The sequence below is a fragment of the Magnetospirillum sp. XM-1 genome (assembly GCF_001511835.1).
In the GTDB taxonomy this organism is placed as follows: domain Bacteria; phylum Pseudomonadota; class Alphaproteobacteria; order Rhodospirillales; family Magnetospirillaceae; genus Phaeospirillum.
Map to the genome: position 1 here is coordinate 3878983 of NZ_LN997848.1, position 18716 is coordinate 3897698.

Annotated in this window: 18 protein-coding genes; 6 read left to right on the plus strand and 12 right to left on the minus strand. The window is 65.4% G+C overall.

Annotated elements, in window-relative coordinates:
* Positions 1–29 precede the first annotated feature (29 nt).
* Entirely contained in the window at positions 30–1403 is a 1374-nt protein-coding gene (locus XM1_RS17840) for an FAD-binding oxidoreductase (RefSeq protein ID WP_068435865.1), read from the plus strand.
* A gap of 7 nt (positions 1404–1410) precedes the next feature.
* Here the strand turns inward: XM1_RS17840 and XM1_RS24245 are convergent, their stop codons facing one another.
* Positions 1411–1605 carry a hypothetical protein gene (locus XM1_RS24245; protein ID WP_156428780.1) on the minus strand — a complete coding sequence of 65 codons (195 nt, stop codon included), beginning with the start codon at positions 1603–1605 and terminating at the stop codon, positions 1411–1413.
* A gap of 114 nt (positions 1606–1719) precedes the next feature.
* Positions 1720–2496: a DUF2189 domain-containing protein gene (locus XM1_RS17845; RefSeq protein ID WP_068435867.1), complete on the minus strand. Its 777-nt coding sequence runs from the start codon at positions 2494–2496 to the stop codon at positions 1720–1722.
* Positions 2497–2670: 174 nt separating this feature from the next.
* Here XM1_RS17845 and XM1_RS17850 point away from each other — a divergent pair, with 174 nt between their 5' ends.
* The 3 genes from XM1_RS17850 to XM1_RS17860 all read left to right on the plus strand — a co-directional run bounded on the left by XM1_RS17850 (position 2671) and on the right by XM1_RS17860 (position 6719).
* A complete protein-coding gene (locus tag XM1_RS17850; RefSeq protein WP_068435869.1) occupies positions 2671–3174 on the plus strand; it encodes a MarR family winged helix-turn-helix transcriptional regulator in 504 nt (167 codons plus the stop codon).
* 180 nt (positions 3175–3354) lie between these two features.
* Positions 3355–4560, plus strand: a complete 1206-nt coding sequence (locus tag XM1_RS17855) for a thiolase family protein (RefSeq protein WP_068435871.1) — start codon at positions 3355–3357, stop codon at positions 4558–4560.
* 53 nt (positions 4561–4613) lie between these two features.
* The gene (locus XM1_RS17860) at positions 4614–6719 is read left to right on the plus strand and encodes a 3-hydroxyacyl-CoA dehydrogenase NAD-binding domain-containing protein (protein ID WP_068435872.1); all 2106 of its coding nucleotides are present in this window, start codon (positions 4614–4616) and stop codon (positions 6717–6719) included.
* Positions 6720–6975: 256 nt separating this feature from the next.
* Here XM1_RS17860 and padI read toward each other — a convergent pair whose 3' ends face one another.
* Genes padI through padE form a run of 5 tightly spaced genes read right to left on the minus strand, consistent with a single transcriptional unit; the run spans position 6976 to position 11690 of the window.
* A complete protein-coding gene (gene padI / locus XM1_RS17865) occupies positions 6976–8385 on the minus strand; it encodes an NADH-dependent phenylglyoxylate dehydrogenase subunit beta (RefSeq protein ID WP_068435875.1) in 1410 nt (469 codons plus the stop codon).
* Positions 8386–8387: 2 nt separating this feature from the next.
* Positions 8388–9623 carry an NADH-dependent phenylglyoxylate dehydrogenase subunit epsilon gene (padH, locus tag XM1_RS17870; protein WP_082700594.1) on the minus strand — a complete coding sequence of 412 codons (1236 nt, stop codon included), beginning with the start codon at positions 9621–9623 and terminating at the stop codon, positions 8388–8390.
* 5 nt (positions 9624–9628) lie between these two features.
* Positions 9629–10849, minus strand: coding sequence for an NADH-dependent phenylglyoxylate dehydrogenase subunit alpha (gene padG / locus XM1_RS17875; RefSeq protein ID WP_068435877.1), 1221 nt, complete (start codon positions 10847–10849; stop codon positions 9629–9631).
* A 2-nt stretch (positions 10850–10851) separates the two neighbouring features.
* Complete coding sequence (padF, locus tag XM1_RS17880; protein ID WP_068435879.1) at positions 10852–11121, minus strand: NADH-dependent phenylglyoxylate dehydrogenase subunit delta; 270 nt, start codon at positions 11119–11121, stop codon at positions 10852–10854.
* A complete protein-coding gene (gene padE, locus XM1_RS17885) occupies positions 11118–11690 on the minus strand; it encodes an NADH-dependent phenylglyoxylate dehydrogenase subunit gamma (protein ID WP_068435881.1) in 573 nt (190 codons plus the stop codon). Before padE ends, padF begins: the two co-directional genes overlap by 4 nt.
* Positions 11691–11950: 260 nt before the next feature.
* On the opposite strand from padE, the gene XM1_RS24595 reads away from it, so the two are divergent.
* Positions 11951–12115, plus strand: coding sequence for a hypothetical protein (locus tag XM1_RS24595; protein WP_172821940.1), 165 nt, complete (start codon positions 11951–11953; stop codon positions 12113–12115).
* Positions 12116–12155: 40 nt separating this feature from the next.
* Here the strand turns inward: XM1_RS24595 and XM1_RS17890 are convergent, their stop codons facing one another.
* The 5 genes from XM1_RS17890 to XM1_RS17910 form a co-directional block, all read right to left on the minus strand.
* Positions 12156–12860, minus strand: a complete 705-nt coding sequence (locus XM1_RS17890; protein ID WP_068437998.1) for an ABC transporter ATP-binding protein — start codon at positions 12858–12860, stop codon at positions 12156–12158.
* Between the two features lie 11 nt (positions 12861–12871).
* Positions 12872–13633 carry an ABC transporter ATP-binding protein gene (locus XM1_RS17895; protein ID WP_068435883.1) on the minus strand — a complete coding sequence of 254 codons (762 nt, stop codon included), beginning with the start codon at positions 13631–13633 and terminating at the stop codon, positions 12872–12874.
* A complete protein-coding gene (locus XM1_RS17900; protein WP_068435885.1) occupies positions 13630–14577 on the minus strand; it encodes a branched-chain amino acid ABC transporter permease in 948 nt (315 codons plus the stop codon). The genes XM1_RS17895 and XM1_RS17900 overlap by 4 nt, the downstream gene beginning before the upstream one ends.
* Before the next feature lie 4 nt (positions 14578–14581).
* Entirely contained in the window at positions 14582–15457 is an 876-nt protein-coding gene (locus tag XM1_RS17905) for a branched-chain amino acid ABC transporter permease (RefSeq protein ID WP_068435887.1), read from the minus strand.
* A gap of 80 nt (positions 15458–15537) precedes the next feature.
* On the minus strand, positions 15538–16692 hold the full coding sequence (locus tag XM1_RS17910; RefSeq protein ID WP_068435888.1) for an ABC transporter substrate-binding protein: 1155 nt from the start codon (positions 16690–16692) through the stop codon (positions 15538–15540).
* Positions 16693–16966: 274 nt separating this feature from the next.
* Between XM1_RS17910 and XM1_RS17915 the strand changes: the two genes are divergently transcribed.
* The gene (locus XM1_RS17915; RefSeq protein WP_068435890.1) at positions 16967–18649 is read left to right on the plus strand and encodes an EAL domain-containing protein; all 1683 of its coding nucleotides are present in this window, start codon (positions 16967–16969) and stop codon (positions 18647–18649) included.
* Positions 18650–18716: the final 67 nt, after the last annotated feature.

Here is an 18716-nt window from a genome sequence, read left to right on the forward strand (position 1 = left end):
AAGTGGTCCTACCACGAAGGCCCGTCCCCATGCCCCTTCCCGCCGACCTTGCCTCCGATCTCGCCGCCCGCTTCGGCGAGCGCTTCTCCACCGCCCAGATCGTGCGCGAGCAGCACGGCAAGGACGAATCCCACTTCGCCCCCTGCCCGCCCGAAGCCGTGGTCTTCGCCCAATCCACCGAGGAGGTGGCGGCCACCGTCAAGGCCTGCGCCGCCCATGGGGTTCCGGTCATCGCCTTTGGCACCGGCACCTCGCTGGAAGGGCATGTGGCGGCGCTTTCGGGCGGCGTCTGCATCGACGTCAGCGGCATGAACCGTGTCCTCGAGGTCAGGGCCGAGGATCTGGACGTCACCATCCAGCCCGGCGTGACCAGGAAGCAGTTGAACGAATACCTGCGCGACACCGGGCTGTTCTTTCCCATCGATCCCGGCGCCGACGCCTCCCTGGGCGGCATGGCGGCGACCCGGGCGTCGGGCACCAACGCCGTGCGCTACGGCACCATGCGCGAGAACGTGCTGTCGCTCCAGGTGGTGCTGCCCGACGGCCGGGTGATCCGCACCGCCAAGCGGGCGCGCAAATCGGCCGCCGGCTACGACCTCACCCGCCTGTTCGTGGGCTCGGAAGGCACGCTCGGCATCATCACCGAGCTGACGCTCCGCCTGCACGGCATCCCCGAAGCCATTTCGGCGGCAATCTGCCCCTTCCCCTCCATCGAGGCGGCGGTCAACACCGTGATCCTCACCATCCAGTCGGGCGTGCCGGTGGCGCGCATCGAGTTCCTGGACAAGGTGATGATCGACGCGGTCAACCGCTATTCCAAGACCAGCCACAAGGTGGCGCCCACCCTGTTCTTCGAATTCCACGGCAGCCCCGCTTCCGTGCAGGAGCAGGCCGAGAAGGTCGAGGCCATCGCCGCCGAATTCGGGGTCGAGGGCTTCCAATGGGCCACCGGCGCCGAGGAGCGCACCCGATTGTGGGCGGCGCGCCACAACGCCTATTACGCCGGCGTGGCCATGCGGCCGGGCTGCCGGGCCTGGACCACCGACGCCTGCGTGCCCATCTCGCGTCTGGCCGAATGCCTGCTGGAAACCGAGGAGGACTTGAAGTCCACCCCGCTGACCTCGGCCATCGTCGGCCATGTGGGGGATGGAAACTTCCACGTCATGCTGCTGGTCGATCCCGCCCGCCCCGAGGAGATCGCCGAGGCCGAGCGCATCAACCACCGCATCGTGCGCCGCGCGCTGGCCATGGACGGCACCTGCACCGGCGAGCACGGGGTGGGCCATGGCAAGATGGCCTTCCTGGAGGAGGAATACGGCGACGCCCTGGACGTGATGCGCGCCATCAAGCGCGCCATCGATCCCGCCGGGATCATGAATCCCGGCAAGATCGTCATTCCGTGAACCGAAGTCAGGCGGCGGCGCCCAGCTCGGCGATGAAGGGGTAAAGCTGATCGACGATCAGCCGGATGGTGTCGGCGTCGAGGGAGGGAATCATGGCGGTCAGCAGGGTGGCGGCGGCGCCGCGCTGTGCGACCGGATCCAGCCCCCCCTTGCGGGCGTCCATCACCGCGTGGGCGATGATCTCTCTGAGCGATGGGTCCATGATCGGCCTATGAACGAAAAAGGTTGCAGCTTCTACACTGCAACCTTGCCTCGTCCCCGCAGCACGATCCACCAACGAACAGGAAGAAGTTGTAAGCCCCTGTGACGCAAGGAATCAGCGGCGTCCCATCACGTCGCGATAGGCGTGCCAGCTGGCGTGGCCGATGACCGGCAGGGCCACCACCATGCCGATGAAGGCGGTCGCCATGCCGAAGAAGGTCACCACCGCGATGGTGGCCGCCCAGCCGATCATGGTGCGCCAGTTGAGCCGCACCGCCTGGACGCTGAATTCCATGGCCTCGATGACGCCCACGTCGCGGTCGAGCAGCATGGGCATGGCGAAGACGCTGATGGAAAAGGCGATGACCGCCAGAACGCCGCCCACCAGCGTTCCCGCCGCCAAGAAGCGGAAGGAGGCGGGGCGCAGCACCACGTCCTCGATGAAATTGTCCAGCGGCAGCGGCATGCCCGGCGGATAGAACAGGGCGAACACCACCAGCCCGGCCAGCAGCCAGGCCATCAGCAGGATGGACAGGACCAGCCCCATATTGCCGATCTGGTCCAGGCGGGACCTGACGCCACCCACCACCAGCCCCAGGCTGACGGGCTGGCCGCTTTCATGCCGGCGGCTGATCTCGTAGAGAAACACCGCCGCCAGCGGCCCCACCAGCATGAAGCCGGCGGCCAGCGGGAAAAGCAGCGAGCCCATGTCCATGGCGTTCAGCACCAGGAACAGCGCCATGCCGATGCCGGCATACAGCGCTCCGAAGCCGAGGCTGAGGCCGGGATCGCGCCATGTGTCGCGCCAGCCGGCGTTGAGCCATTCGGATGCCTGGGCCGGCGTCACCAGCCGGGCGTCATGAGGATGGGAATGGATGGCCATGGAAATCATCTCGTCCCCCTGTTGGAAGGAGTGTCCCGATCTTCGCGCCCTGGCGCGAAGCACTGCCGCCTTGCATATGGAAATCCCGCCGGAGTTAAACAAGGCCGTCCATCCGTATTGCAGTTGTGCACCCGGCGTAAAAGCAATACACATTTGTGCCGGCAATTGTCGAAAGAGGCTGATTTGGCGATCAAGCGCACCAGAAAGACCGCGTCGGACAAGGCGGAAGTCAAGACGCAGCCCTCGCTGCTGTCGGGTATGGAACTGGACATTCTCGACGACATCGTCGGCTATCGCCTGCGCCGTGCCCAGGTCGTGGTCTATCAGGACTATGTCCGCACTGTCGGTTCGCTCGACATCCGCCCGTCGCAATTCGCCGCCATGACCATCATCGGCGCCAATCCCGGCCTGTCCCAGACCACGCTGGCCGCCACCATGGGCATCGACCGCTCGGGCGCCGTGATCCTGATCGACGCGCTGGAGGGCAAGGGACTGGCCAGCCGAGTCCCCTCGCCGGTGGACCGCCGCACCTACGCCATCATGCTGACCGAGGCCGGGCAGAAGACCCTGGCCGAGTTGAAGCGGCTGGTGGCCGAGCACGATCTGCGCATCACCTCGCAGCTTTCCGACGCCGAGCGGACCCAGCTGCGCGACCTGCTGCACCGCCTGTATACGCCCCAGTTCTAGGCTGGAACCCGCGTCAGCGCTGGCTGCGCCCGCCCCTCGCCAAGATTGTTGACCTGGTCAACTGTTGTGAAGAGCAAATATTTACCTTTACCGCATTTCTGAAGATCGCTAGAGTGGTGGCAATCCGGGAGTTACCCGCGTCACCGCATCCTTTGCGGCAAAAACATCTGGGAGTGCGTCATGTCCTACAATGTCGAGATCCCCTACGGCTGCTACTGGTCCACGCCGTTCGCCCGCTGGCAGGGCGCCTATGCCAACCTGCATTCCATGGAATTCGCCGCCCACGTGGCCAAGGCGGAACTGGCCAAGCGCCAGATCCCGGCTTCCGTGTTCGACGCGGCGGTGATGGGCATCTCGGTGCCGCAGAAGCACTCGTTCTTCGGCACCCCCTGGCTGACCGCCATGCTGGGCGCCGGACAGGTGGGCGGCCCGACCATTTCCCAGGCCTGCGCCACCGGCGTGCGCTGCCTGCAGGCCGCGACCCAGGAAGTGAACGACGGCATCGCCGGCGTTTCCCTGGTGCTGACCTGCGACCGCACCTCCAACGGCCCGCACGTGTTCTATCCCAAGCCCGCCGCCCCCGGCGGCACCGGCGATGCCGAGAACTGGGTGATGGACAATTTCGGCTATGACCCGGTGACCACCAAGTCCATGCTGGTCACCGCCGAGAACACCGCCCGGGAATTCGGCCTCAACACCCAGGAACAGCACGATCTGGTGCTCTATCGCCAGGAGCAGTACGCCGCGGCCACCGCCAACGACAGCGCCTTCCTCAAGCGCTTCATGACCCTGCCCTTCGACGTGCCCGCCCCCAATTTCAAGAAGACCGTCGCCACCCTGTCGGGCGACGAGGGCGTCAGCGTCTCCACCGCCGAAGGCCTGGCCAAGCTGAAGCCGGTGATGCCCGACGGCACCATCACCTTCGGCTGCCAGACTCATCCGGCCGACGGCAACGCCGCCATCATCGTCGCCAATCCCGATCGTGCGCGCGAGCTGTCGAAGAACAAGGCCATCCGGGTCCGCGTCCTGGGCTTCGGCCAGAAGCGGGTCGAGCCCGCCTACATGCCCAAGGCCCCGGCGCCCGCCGCCCAGATGGCCCTGAAGCAGGCCGGCATCAGCCTGTCCCAGGTCAGTGTCATCAAGCTGCACAACCCCTTCACCGCCAACGATTTCGCCTTCGCCCGCGCGCTGGAGATCGACGTGAAGAGCTTCAACAATTTCGGCTCGTCGCTGCTGTGGGGCCATCCCCAGTCGCCCATGGGCACCCGCGGCATCATCGAGGTGATCGAGGAGCTGGCCCTCAAGGGCGGCGGCTACGGCCTGTTCTCCGGCTGCGCCGCCGGTGATTCCGCCATGGCCGTGGTCCTCCAGGTCACGGACGCCTGATTCACGGGCGCCTGATTTCGAACCGAATCGCATTCTTCCAAGGAACCGACATCATGAGCGACGTCGTCACTCTTTCCGTCTCTGACCGTATCGCCACCGTCACCATCGATTCTCCGCCCGTGAACGCCGCCGATCATCCGGTGCGCGCCGGGCTGCAGAAGGCCTTCAACGACCTGGCCGGCCGCTCCGACTTCGACGCGGTGGTGGTCATTTGCGCCGGACGCACCTTCATGGCCGGCGCCGACATCGGCGAATTCGACACCGGTATCAAGGCCCCCCACCACCAGGACCTGTTCAATCTGGTGGAAGCCTGCGCCAAGCCGGTGGTCGCCGCCCTGCACGGCACCGCGCTGGGCGCCGGCACCGAGTTGGCCATGGCCTGTCATTACCGCGTCGCCGACAAGGGTGCGCGCATCGGCCTGCCCGAGCTGTCGCTGGGCATCATCCCCGGCGCCGGCGGCACCCAGCGCGCACCCCGCCTGATCGGCCTGGACGCCGCCATGGACCTGGTGCTGTCGGGCAAGCCGGCCCCCGCCGCCAAGGCCCTGGAGCTGGGTCTGGTGGACGAGGTCGTCGCGTCCGACGTCAACGCCGCCGCGCTGGCCTTCACCAAGAAGCTGGTGGCCGAGGGCAAGGGTGTGCGCCGCACGTGCGACATGACGCCCAAGGATGCCGCCAAGGCCGCCGAGATCATCGCCGCCCGTCAGGCCCAGGTGGCCAAGACCATGCGCAACCGCACCTCGCCCTTGAAGGCGCTGGAGGCCATGGCCGCCGCCGCCACGCTGTCCTTCGCGGAAGGGCTGAAGCTGGAAGCCGACATCTCCAAGCAGCTGGAGCATGCGGTCGAGGCCCGCGCCATGCGCCACCTGTTCTTCGCCGACCGCGAAGTGCGCAAGATCCCCGGCATCACCAAGGACATCAAGGCGCGCCCCATCCGCAAGGTGGGCATCATCGGCGCCGGCACCATGGGCGGCGGCATCGCCATGTGCTTCGCCAATATCGGCGTGCCGGTGACCATCATCGACGTGTCCACCGAGAACCTGGACCGCGGCTTCGCCGTCATCCGCAAGAACTACGAGCGTTCGGTGTCGCGCGGCTCGCTGACCCAGGAACAGCTTGAGGGCCGCATGGCCCTGCTGACCCCGTCCACCGACTATGCCGCCCTCAAGGATGCCGATCTGGCCATCGAGGCGGTGTTCGAGAAGATGGAGCTGAAGAAGGACATCTTCACCAAGCTCGACGCCGTGCTGCCCGCCGGCGCCATCCTCGGCACCAACACCTCGACGCTCGACATCGACGAGATCGCCAATATCACCAAGCGCCCCGCCGACGTCATCGGCCTGCACTTCTTCAGCCCGGCCAACGTCATGCCGCTGCTGGAGATCGTCCAGGGCGCCAAGACCTCCATGGACGTGCTGCTGACCGCTCTCGACATGGCCAAGCTGATCAAGAAGACCGGCGTGGTCTCCAAGGTCTGCTACGGCTTCATCGGCAACCGCATGATGGACCCCTACGGCCGCGAGGCCGAGCGCATGGTGCTGGAAGGCGCCACCCCGGTCGAGATCGACGGCGCGCTCGAGGAATGGGGCATGGCCATGGGCATCCTGGCCGTCTACGACATGGCCGGCGTCGAGGTGGGCGACAACACCCGCATCGCCAATCCGCACATGGTTCCCGACGACCCCAGCTTCTACCGCTGCTCCTCGCTGCTGGTGGCCAACAAGTGGCTGGGCCAGAAGGTGGGCCGTGGCTATTACCGCTATGACGGCGGCAAGCGCGCCTCCTGCCCCGAGGTCATCGAGATGATGCACGCCGAAGGCAAGCGTCTAAACGTGCCGGCGAGGAAGCCCGGCAAGCAGGAGATCCTGGAGCGCTGCCTGTACTCCATGATCAACGAAGGCGCCAAGCTGCTGGAGGAAGGCATCGCGCTGCGCGCCTCCGACATCGACGTGGTCTACACCGCCGGCTACGGCTTCCCGCGCTATCGCGGCGGCCCGATGTTCTATGCCGACACCGTGGGTCTCAAGGTCATCTACGACAAGATCGTCGAGTTCGGCAAGACCCTGGACCCGCGCTACTGGACGCCCGCGCCCCTGCTGGAGAAGCTGGCCAAGGCCGGATCGACCTTCGCCCAATGGGATGCCTCCCAGGGCAAATAGATCATCCTCCCGGATGAACACTGGACCCGCAGGCTTCGGCCGCGGGTCCTTTTTTTCGGCTGAGGGCCGTCGAGGCGTAAATCTGCACCACCCATCCCCTCGTCATGCCCGGACTTGATCCGGGCATCCATCCGGCACTGTGCCGAACGGCGTCACGTGGATCACCGGGTCAAGCCCGGTGATGACGAATGAAATGGAAAGGCGGCATCTTCTTAACCCACATAAAAAACTCCCCGCCGAAGCGGGGAGTTGAATGTCAGTTCCGGGCGATTTCTCGCCGTACGGACTGGGTAGGTTCGGCTCCGGCCGGGGTGGAGAATCCGGCCGGAGCCCTGTGCGCCGCGTGAGGCGGAGGGGACTCCGCCGCCATCAGTTTGAGCAGCGCAACCTGCTCGTCCACCTTGGCCTGGATGTGGGCGAGCTGGTCGGGGGAAAGATGACGGTACTTGCCGATCATCTTGACGTATTCGGAGACCGGATAGGCGTTATCCGGCGAGTGGGTGAAGCGCAGGCCCGTGGCGTTGGTGTATTCCCACAGGGGATTGAAGTTGCTGTCCACGCTCATGCGGCAGGCTTCGATCACCTTGGACGAGGGAACACGCCAGCCGGTGGGGCACGGCGAGTAGATGTGAAGATAGGCGAAGCCCTCGAACGACGCCTTGGCGGCGCGGTCCAGCTTCTCGTACAGGTCTTCCATGTAGCCGGTCGACGCCGTGGCCACGTAGCGGCACTTGTGGGCCGTCATGATCAGCGGCAGGTTCTTGGCGTCCTGGGTCTTGCCCTTCATGTGCTCGCCCACCGGAGTGGTCGAGGTCCACGAGCCGTAGGGCGTGGTGCCGGAGCGCTGCATGCCGGTGTTCATGTAGCCTTCGTTGTCGACGCAGACATACAGAACCTTCTCGCCGCGCTCGGCGGCGCCCGACACCGCATGGAAGCCGCAATCGGACGTGCCGCCGTCGCCGGCCAGGGCCATCACCACGATGTCCTTGCGCCCCACCCGGTCGTAATAGCGGCGGATGCCCGACAGCATGGAGGCGGTGTTGGTCAGCAGCGGGTGGAACACCGGCACCTTGGTGCCGGTCTTGCCGTTATAGCCCACCGAGCCCATGCCGGGGATGCAGCCCGGCGGCGTGGCCAGCACCGAGTTGCGGCCGATCTTGCGCATGGTGTGGCGCATGATCAGTTCGGAATTGCAGCCCTGGCAGCCGGACAGGCCGGGAACGAACAGGTCTTCCTTGTCCCCGTACTGATTGAAGATGGTTCCCGCCTTGCGGTACTCCAGCGCCCCCGTCGGGCAGACCTTGACGCAGGCCGGGTCGCCGTCGCACTGGTCGCACTTGGCGACGCGGGCCACCGTCTCGTCCACCGCGATGCCGCCATAGGCGCAGCCCGCCGTGCACAGCAGGCAATCCACGCACTTGGACGCGTCCCACCCGATGACGCCGTTGCCGCCGTCCTTGTCCAGCGCCCCCGAGGGACAGACCTGGACGCATTTGGGATCGCCGCACTGGCGGCAGATGGCGGTCTCGAAGGTCCCGACCTTGGCGCCGGGCACGATGGAGATGCGCGATGCGCCCTGCTTGGCCGTGGAACAGGCCGTCATGCAGTCGCCGCAGCCGTCGCAGAGCGAGGCCTTGAAGCTGATGCTGTCGAATGCCGCGCCCATTCTTACCTCCACTGCTCGCTCATCAGGCGCCGTCCGGTTTCCACCGGCCGGGCCAGGAAGGCGTCCTTGCACGCGCTCAGATCCACCCGGCGGCGGATCAGTTCACCCATGATGCCGACATCGAAGGGCTCGTCCACGCTGGCATAGCCCACCAGCCGGTTGTCCTCGAGGACCAGGCGGCGATAGGCGCTTCCATCGGTTTCCACCGCCTCGACGCCTTCGGTGGCGGCGGCCCGGCCGATGGACAGCGCCACCCGGCCGAAGAAGCGGTAGGTGTTGACCGGCAATCCGCCGGCGTAATCCTTGCGGTAGGAATCCCCGGCCATACCCTGGCCGGCGATCTTGCCCTGCTCCACCGCCGTGGGAATGATGCCGATCAGGGCCGGCTTACCGCTGGCGAAGTCGGTGGCCTGGGCCACGTCGCCCGCCGCCCACACGCCGTCGATGTTGGTGCGCATGGCCTCGTCCACCAGGACGCCCTTGTCCACCGTGACGCCCGAGCCTTCCAGCCAGTCGGTCACGGGGCGCACGCCGGTGGCGACCAGCAGCAGGTCGGCGTCGAGCACGCCGCCGTCGTCCACCGTCACCTTGCCCGGAGCCACCTCGGTGACCCTACGGCCCAGCAGCAGGTTGACGCCGTGCTTGGTGAAGGCCTCCTCGATCCGCGTGCTGGCCTTGGCGTCGAAATAGCCGGGCAGGACGTGGTCCTGCATCTCCACCACCGTCACCTTGAGGCCGGCTTCGGCCAGGTTCTCGGCGGCGTGCAGGCCCACCAGGCCGGCGCCCAGCACCACGGCCGACTTGGCCGCGCCCATGGCCGAGCGCAAGCCCTCGGCGTCGGCCAGGGTGCGCAGCACGTGATAGCGCACGCTGTCCAGCCCCTTGACCGGGGGAATGGCCGGCGCCGCGCCGGTGGCGATCAGCAGGGTCTGGTAGCGCCAGACCTCGCCGCTCTCCAGGCTGACCGCCTTGGTCTTGGGGTCGAGCGACACCACACGCGCGTTGGGCACATAGGTGCAGTTGTTGGCGGCGAAGAACGCCGGATCGCGCAGCAGCACCCGTTCCGGGGCCGAGCGTCCCGACACCACATAGGGCAGGATGGTCGGCGAGTAGGGCAGCCGCCCGTCACGGGTCAGCATGGCCATGGTGCCGTCGGGATCGACCAGACGGATGGCGCGCAAGGCTTCCAGCGCCGCATGGCTGGAGCCGACGAGAAGGTATTTGGCCTCGGGCATCATCGACCTCAATCGTTCTCGTTCAGCCACACGGGACCGGCGGCGGCTTCGCCCCCGGCCAGACGGAAGGTACGCCGCACCACGCTCGCGAAATGCTCGACGGTGATGTCGGCCCCGGCCAGTCCGCCGATGAAGCTCATCATGGGGATGCGGGCGGTCTGGTGGGCGTAGAGCGCCGCCAGCACCTCCTGGAAGGCCGGGCCGCAGTTCCAGCCAAAATTGACCGAGCGGTCGACCACGCCGATGGCCTTGACCTTGGACAGCGCCTGGGCGATGCGGGCGGCGGGGAACGGGCGGAAGGTCTTGATCTTGACCAGACCGACCTTCTTGCCGTCGAGGCGCGCCTCGTCCACCGCGTCCTTGGCGGCGCCCGTCATGGAGCCGATGGTGACCAGCGCCACCTCGGCGTCCTCCATGCGGTATTCCTCGATCAGGGGCGACCAGTAGCGCCCGGTGCGCCTGCCCCAATCGGCGTGGGCGTCCTCGATCACCTGCAGCGCGGTCTGCATGCCCGAGCACAGACCCTTGCGGTACTTGACGAACATGCTTGGCCCGATACCGCCGGCGCCGCCCGTCAGCGGGTCCACCGCCATGGGGCGCTCGGGGTCGAGGCAGGCATGCCAGTTGACCTGCTTCTCGCCCAGGAAGGCGTCGACCACCGATTGCTCGGGCAATTCCACCCGCGCCACGCCATAGGACAGGTAATTGCCGTCATGGTTGACGTTGACGGGCAGCATCACGTCGGGATGCTCCGCCACCTTGTAGGCGATGGGGATGGTGTCGAGGATTTCCTGCTGGGTCTCGCAGTACATGTGGATCCAGCCCACTTCCTTCACCGTCATGGCGTCCTGCTGGCCGCCCCACACGCAGGTGGGCGACACCGCGTCGCGGGTGACCAGGGACACCACCATGGGCAGGCGCAGGCCCGGGGTGCGGAAATAGGGCTCGAACATGAAGGCCAGGCCTTGCGCCGATGTGGCGGAATAGGTCCGGGCCCCGGCCAGCACCGCGCCGTGCAGCACGGAAAGCACGGTATGCTCGCCCTCCACGTCCATCAGATCGGCGTCCATGCGGCCGTCGGCGATGAACTGGGCCAGATACTCCACCAGCGAGCTTTGCGGCGTGATGGGGTAGACGGCGACCATGTCGGGACGCGACAGGCAGGCGCCCCAGGCCGCCGCCTCGTTGCCGTCACAGACGATGACCTTGCCGGTCGAAACCTTGTTCATGGTCAGCCCTCCGCCTCTTCAACCATCTTGATGGCGCGATGCGGGCATTCCTCGGCGCAGATGCCGCAGCCCTTGCAGTAGTCGTAGTTGAAGTCGAACCACGCCGCCTTCTCGACCACGCACTGCACCGGGCAATACAGCCAGCAGGTGGCGCACTTGACGCAGCGGTCGCGGTCGACCACCGGACGCAGCGCCCGCCAGTCGCCGGTGAGCATGGTGGTGTACTCGGTGGCGATGGGACACATGTTGTCGGGAACGTTGCGGAGGCTCATGCCGCCTTCTCCTTGCCGAGGTCCAGCACAACGGTTTCGGCGTAGCCGCGCCGCACCGCCTCGATATTCTGCTTGAGGCCGGCATCGCGGAAATGGGCCTCTTCCAGCGCCTTCTCCAGGGATTCCACGCTCACCAGCCCGGTGGCCTTGGCGAAGGCGCCCAGCATGATGGTGTTGGTGATCTGGCGCTTGAAGATGTCCATGGCGATATGGATGGCGTTGCAGGTCGCCACCCGGTTGACCATGGAAGGCACCTCGATGTCGCCCGGCGGCTTGGAGGTCGCCATGATCAGGGTTCCGCCCTTGGGCATGCCGGCGAACACGTCCACCGCCCGGGCCACCGTGGGATCGATCACCACCACGATGTTGGGAGTGTAGATGTTCGTGACACGGCGGATCTCCGTATCGGACAGCCGGAGGAACGCCACGACCGGCGCGCCGCGGCGTTCGAAGCCGAAGGCGGGAATGGCCATGACGTGTCGGCCTTCCTCCACCAGAGCGGCGGCAAGAATGGCGGAAGCCAAGACGGCACCCTGTCCGCCACGGCCATGAAGGCGCACTTCATGCATGGTTTCCCGATCCTCCCGTAGACCTCTAAGCCGTTACCGGCACTTGGCGGCCGGTTAATTCGGTATTTCATTACCTATTACAGATTTCACATCGGAAAAGCAAGTTTCGTATCACGTTGCGTTGCAAAATCCGCAACCCCTCCCGCGGCGCGCAGATGAACGAATTTAGTGGATTTTCCGGGGCGATATGGGGTAGCTACTCCTTCTGGATAGTTTAATACTTCCTTCGGGTAGGTAACTTTACGTAGAGATCTGTAAGCATGTACGAATCCGCGATCAACTCGAATGAATCCAATAAGCGCAACTGGATCGCGCTGAGCATCGTCGGCCTGGGCGCCCTGGCCATCACGGTGCTGTTCTCGCCGGCCGCGGGCCTCTACGATCTCGGCCCGTCGCAAAAGCAAATCGCCGCCAGCGGACGCTGACGGCGATCTGTTAGCCTTCAAGCCTTAAGGCGGGGCGCCGTCACAGCCCCAGATAGGCTTCCTTCACCTTGTCGTCATTGAGCAGACGCGAACCCTGGTCGGTCAGGACCACGGAGCCGGTCTCCAGCACATAGCCGCGATCGGCGATGGCCAGCGCGGCATAGGCGTTCTGCTCCACCAAGAAGATGGTGGTTCCCTGATCCTTCAGCGCCTGGATGGTGCGGAAGATTTCCGCCACCAGAAGCGGCGCCAGACCCATGCTGGGCTCGTCGAGCAGCAGCACGCGGGGATTGGCCATCAGCGCCCGGGCGATAGCCAGCATCTGCTGCTGGCCGCCCGACAAGGTGCCGGCCGGCAGGTCCCGCTTCTTGTGCAGGATGGGAAACATCTCGTACATGCGGTCCATGTCGGCCTTGACGTCCGGACCGTGGCGGCGATAGGCCCCCAGGCGCAGATTGTCCTCCACCGACATGGGACCGAACACCTGGCGGCCTTCGGGCGACTGACAGATGCCGAGGCCCACCCGCTTTTCCGGGGCCATCCTGGTGATGTCCTGGCCGGCGAACTTGATGGTTCCGCCGCTCACCGGCTGGACGCCCGAGATGCAACGCAGCATGGTGGTCTTGCCGGCGCCGTTGGCGCCCACCAGGGCGACCAGCTCGCCCTCGGCCACCTGGACGTCGATGCCCTTGAGCGCCTGGATGCGGCCGTAATGGCTGGTGAGATTGGAGATTTCGAGCAGCATTCCCATGTCCATCACCCGTGCGTGCCGAGATAGGCGCTGACCACTTCCGGATTGGCGCGCACTTCGGCCGGAGTACCCTCGGCCAACTTGCGTCCGTAATCCAAAGCCGTGATCTGGTCGGAGATGCCCATCACCATTTTCATGTCGTGTTCCACCAGGACCACGGTAATGCCCGACGACGCCACCTTCTTGATGACCTCGTCGATCTCGCGGCTTTCGGTGGCGTTCAGGCCCGCCGCCGGCTCGTCGAGCAGCAGCATCTTGGGCTGGGCGGCCAGCGCCCGGGCGATTTCCAGCCGCTTCAGCGCCCCGTAGGGCATGGAGGCGGCGTCGGCGTCGATGTACTTGGCCAGACCGACGAACTCCATCAGCCCGGCGCAGTAGTCGCGGCACTCGCGGTCGCGGCGCGTCACCTTGGGCAGGCGCAGCAGCGAGGGCAGGAACCGGCGGTCCAGATGCAGGTGATGGCCGACCATCACGTTCTCGATGGCCTGCATGTTGAAGAAGATCTGCAGGTTCTGGAACGTGCGGCTCATGCCCAGAGCCGCCAGCTCATAGGGCTTCATGCCCGACACCAGACGGTCCTGGAACAGCACCCGGCCCGAACTGGGGGTGTAGACCCCGGTGATCAGGTTGAACAGGGTGGTCTTGCCGGCGCCGTTGGGGCCGATGATGGAGTGGATGTGCCCCGCCTCCACCGTGAAGGACAGGTCCTCGACCGCATGCACGCCGCCGAATTCCTTGGAGAGCTTTTCGACCTTGAGAAGGCTCATTTCCCGCCTCCCCGGCGCTTGAGGCTGACCAGCAGGCTGGGCAGCAGGCCCTTGGGCATGAAGATCATGGTGCCCATCATGATGGCGCCCAGGATCATGGCTTCGTACTGCTCCACCGCCGCCAGCACCTGGGGCAGCAGGGTCAGGATCACCGCGCCGATCAGCGCGCCGTAGATGGAGGCCATGCCGCCCAGCACCACCATGGTCACCAGTTCCACCGAGTGGAAGAAGCTGCCGATGTCCGGCGTGATGAAGCCGTTCTTGTGGGCGAACAGCGAGCCGACCACCGAGGCGAACACCGCCGAGACCACGAAGACCAGGACCTTGTAGCTGGAGGTGTCGACGCCGACCACCTCGGCCCCCACCTCCGAGCCATGCACCGCCCTAAGCGCGCGGCCCACCGGCGATTCGATCAGGTTGAGCGACAGCCACACCGCCAGCACCAGCAGGAAGCCGACCACCCAGTACCACATCTGGTCGCCCTTGATGGTGAAGCCCAGCATCTTGAAATTGCCCAGGCTCATGCCGTCGGGACCGCCGGTGATGCCGGATTCGGTCTTCAAGACGATGTGGATGATGATGCCGATGCCCAGCGTCGCCATGGCCAGGTAATGGCCCTTGAGCTTGAGGATGGGCCGCGCCACCGCGAAGGCCAGGACGCCCACCACCGCCGCCGACAGGGTCAGCGCGCCGATGGCCGGCATGCCGTACTTCTCGGTCAGGATGCCGCTGCCATAGGCGCCCAGCGCGAAGAAGCCCGCGTGGCCCAGGCTGATCTGGCCGGCATAGCCGATCAGCAGGTTCAGCCCGACGCAGACGATGGCGTTGAACATGGCGTTGACGGCGACGTCGTAGAAATAGCTGTTGGAGAAGCCGACGGGAGCGACGGTGATGATGATCGCCAGGGCCGCCAGCCCGCCGGTTCGTGCTGTCATGAGATTCATGGCGTCAGACCCGATCCGTGCCGCGCTTGCCGAACAAGCCGCTGGGCATGAAGAACAGAACGAAGAGAATGATGATGAAGGCGATGGCGTCCTTGTAGGCTGACGACAGGTAGCCTGACGCCATGGCTTCGGCGATGCCGACGATCAGGCCGCCGACGATGGCGCCGGTGCCGTTGCCCAGTCCGCCGAGGACCGCCGCCGAGAAGCCCTTGAGCCCCAGCATGATCCCCGCCTCGTAATTGGTGAAGGTGATGGGGGTGACCACGATGCCGCCCACCGCGCCCAAGAGGGCCGAGAGGGCGAAGCTGGCCAGCAGCACCTTCTTCACCGCCACGCCCACCAACTGGGCGGCCAGGCGGTTGTGCGAGGTGCCCAGCATGGCCTTGCCGAACATGGTGCGGTTGAAGAAGTACCACAACCCCGCGATGGCCACCGCCGAGATGCCGAACACCCACAGGCTCTGAGGCATCAGGGTGGCGCCCAGCACGGCGATGGGCGTCTCGCCCGAGAAGGCCGGCAGGGAGTGGAATTCCTTGTCCCAGATGATCTGGGCGGCGCCGCGCAGGAAGATCGAGGCGCCGATGGTGATGATGATGATGGTGACCACGTCGGCGTTGCGCGCCGGTTCGACCGCGAACTTCTCCATGGCGACGCCCACCAGCATGGAGGCGGCCATGGCCAGGGGAATGGCCAGGTAGATGGGCACGCCGGCCGCCACCATGGTGGCCGTTGCCATGCCGCCGATCATGATGAACTCGCCCTGGGCGAAATTGATCACGTGGCTGGCGTTGTAGATGATGGCGAAACCGAGACCGGCCAGCGCGTAGATGGCGCCCGAGGTCAGCCCGGAGAACAGATACTGCAGGAATGCGGCGAACATGCTTCCCCCAACTCTAATCGGCGGGGTCGTCCGGCGGCCCGCCCCGAACATGGGGACGAAACCGCCGGCAAACCATGGGATCAGTCGATCAGGACCCAATCGCCCTTGCGGATTTCCAGCATGTGGAAAGCCGACGGGGACAGGCCCATGTGGTCGGTGGGGCTCATGGAAACCAAGCCGCCGGTGCCCACATAGCCCGAGGTCTTCTCGATCTCGTCGCGGACCTTCGCCTTGTCGGTGGACTTGGCGCGGTTGATGGCGGCCAGCGCGATCTGCAGACCGTCATAGGCGTGACCGGCGAAGGTCGAGACATCCGACTTGAAGGCGGCCTCGTAATCCTTCTTGAAGGCGGTCACCACCGGCTTCTGCGGGTCGGAGGCGGGCAGCTGGTCGGGGACCACCTGGCCGGCAGCCGGCAGGCGGATGCCCTCGGCCGCGTCGCCGGCGAGCTTGATGAAGTCCTTGGAGGCGACGCCGTGCGACTGATACAGCGGGAGGGCGATGCCCAGCTGCTTGAAGTTCTTGGTCACGATCGCCGGACCCTGGCCGAAGCCGAAGTTGAACACCGCCTGGACGCCGGGGGCATTCTTGATCTTGGTGAGCTGAGCGGTGACGTCGGGGTCCTTCGGCGAGTAGATCTCGTCGGCGACCACTTCGATGCCATAGTTCTTCACCACGGCCAGCGACTGGTCGTGGCCCGACTTGCCGAAGCCCGCATCCTCGGAGATCATGCCGATCTTGGTGATGCCGCGCTTCTTCATGTCCGAGAACACCTTCTCGGCGGCCATCTTGTCGGTGTGGGGAGTCTTGAACACCCACTTCTTCACCGGCTCGACGATAACCACGGCGCCGGCCAGCGAGATGAACGGAATCTCGTTGCGCTCGGCCAGCGGCACGGCCGCCATGGTGGTAGCGGTGGTGGAGCCGCCGATCAGCAGGTCGACCTTGTCGCTTTCGATCAGACGCTTGGTGAAGGTGGAGGCCTTCTCGCCGGCGCCGCCGTCGTCATAGACGACCAGCTCGATCTTGCGGCCCATGACGCCGCCTTCCTTGTTGATGCGCTCGACGTACATTTCCAGCGTCTTCTTCTCGGGCTCGCCCAGGAAGGAGGCCGGACCGGTGACCGACAGGATGGAGCCGATCTTGATGGGATCGGCGGCCTGAGCCAGACCGGCGAAGGTGGAGCAACCGGCGACGACGACGGCCGTCGCGCCCCATTTCATGAGGTTACGCATTCATTTTCCTCCCAGAAGCAGCTCACGGCTTGTTCCGCCGCGTAGCCTATCTAATGAGCTATTTAACCCGAGAGCAACGCATTACGCCAGGAAAAAAATACGCATTTGAGTACCGGATTGCTTATTGACGAATCCGCGACAATCTGCCGCCCATCCATCCGTATGCCCCACCCTCCGGAATGCGTAATCATGTTGAAACGATATGTGTCATTTTGTAACTTACTTCTGGGGGATTAGTACCTTGGGCGAAAATGCTTCGGAGGTCGGGAAGGCTATGGGAAGCGGGGATGCATCACTTGTTGAAAAGCTGAAGCTGCAGCGTGACCGCTTCATCGCCTTCGCGTTCGCCGGGGCCGACCTGCTGCTGGAACTGAACGACGAGGACGTCGTCACCTATTCCGCCGGGGCGGGCGAGGCGCTGTACGGCATTTCCGACGCGGAACTGCTGGGACGTCCGCTGTCCGACTTCATCTTCACCCGCGACAAGGACAAGTTCAGCGACGCCATCCAGCGCCTTCGGAACTCCGGCCGCCTGGATCATACGCCGCTGTCGATGATCGGCGCGTCGGGCGCGGTGTCGCGCATGCGCATGGCCGGCATCAAGCTGCCCCAGTTCCCCACCGGCTATCATCTGGTGCTGTCGCGCATCTCGCCGCTTGCCACCAGCGAGAACGACCAGTCCGGCCAGACCGCCGACCCCCGGGTGCGCTTCGTCGACATGGTGCGCCAGCGCCTGAACGAGGCCAACCGCCTGGGCGAGGACTACACGCTGACCATGTTCGACCTGTCGGCGTCCAAGTTCGGCGGCACCGAGCCGGCCCTGCTGCAGAGCTTCTTCTCCACCCTGCACCACACCCTGGAGGGCTGTTCGGTGCGCCAGTCCTCGGCCGGCGCGCTCAACGAGCGGGCCTTCGGCCTGGTCCACGACAAGGGCATGAGCTCGGGCGACGTCCACGAGAAGGTGAACGAGGTCTTCCGGCAGTTCAGCGGCAAGGTCAAGGGCGCCAGCCTCAAGATGCACAGCGCCTCGCTGGACATGGACGATTCCGCCATGTCCGAGGAGGACCTGGGCAAGGCGCTGACCTTCATCATCAACGGATTCGTCAGGGACAGCGCCAAGTTCGCCATCAAATCCCTGGCCGAGGGCGCCAAGGTGGCGGTGGAGGACACCCTGGTCCGGGTGCGCAACTTCCGCAAGATGATCCGCTCGGACAAGCTGACCTTCTTCTTCCAGCCCATGGTCAACGTGTCGACCGGCACGGTACTGGCCTACGAGGCGTTCGGCCGCATCGCCCATGACAAGGGGTTCTTCGCGCCGTCCCAGATCATCCCCTTCGCCACCGACGTGGGCGTCATCGGCGAGTTCGACCTGATGGCGGTGAGAAAGGCGGTGGACGCCATGAAGGCCGGGGCCGACATCTCGTCGCTGGCCTCCGTCGCCGTCAACGTGTCGGGCACCTCGCTGGGCAATCCCGCCTTCTACCACTCGCTGATCAAGATTCTGGAGGAGAACAAGCCGGTTCTCGCCCGCTTGGTGCTGGAAATCACCGACGTGGCCCGGATCTACAACCTGGACGAGGCCCGGCGGCTGCTGGCCCGCATCAAGCGCATGGGCGTGCGCCTGTCGCTGGACGATTTCGGCTCGGGCGGCGCGGCCTTCGACATCTTGAAGATCCTGCCCGCCGATTACGTCAAGATCGACCGCGACTACATCTTCGACGCGCGGGAAAAGCGCGGCCGCTCGGTGCTGCGCGCCATGGTCAGCCTGACCCACGAACTGGGCATGACCGCCATCGGCGAATGCATCGAGGACAGCACCATGCTGAACATCCTCAAGGACGTGGGCGTCGAATACGCCCAGGGCTTCTTCTTCGCGCCGCCCGCCGTGGATGCGGCGCGCAAGATCAAGTACTACAAGGACCATATCAAGGTGGCCGAAACGACCGCCGCCGAATAGCCCTGCCCATCCGACATCCCCGCAATGCCTCCATGGGACTGGACCCCGTCCGGTGATCTGGTATTTT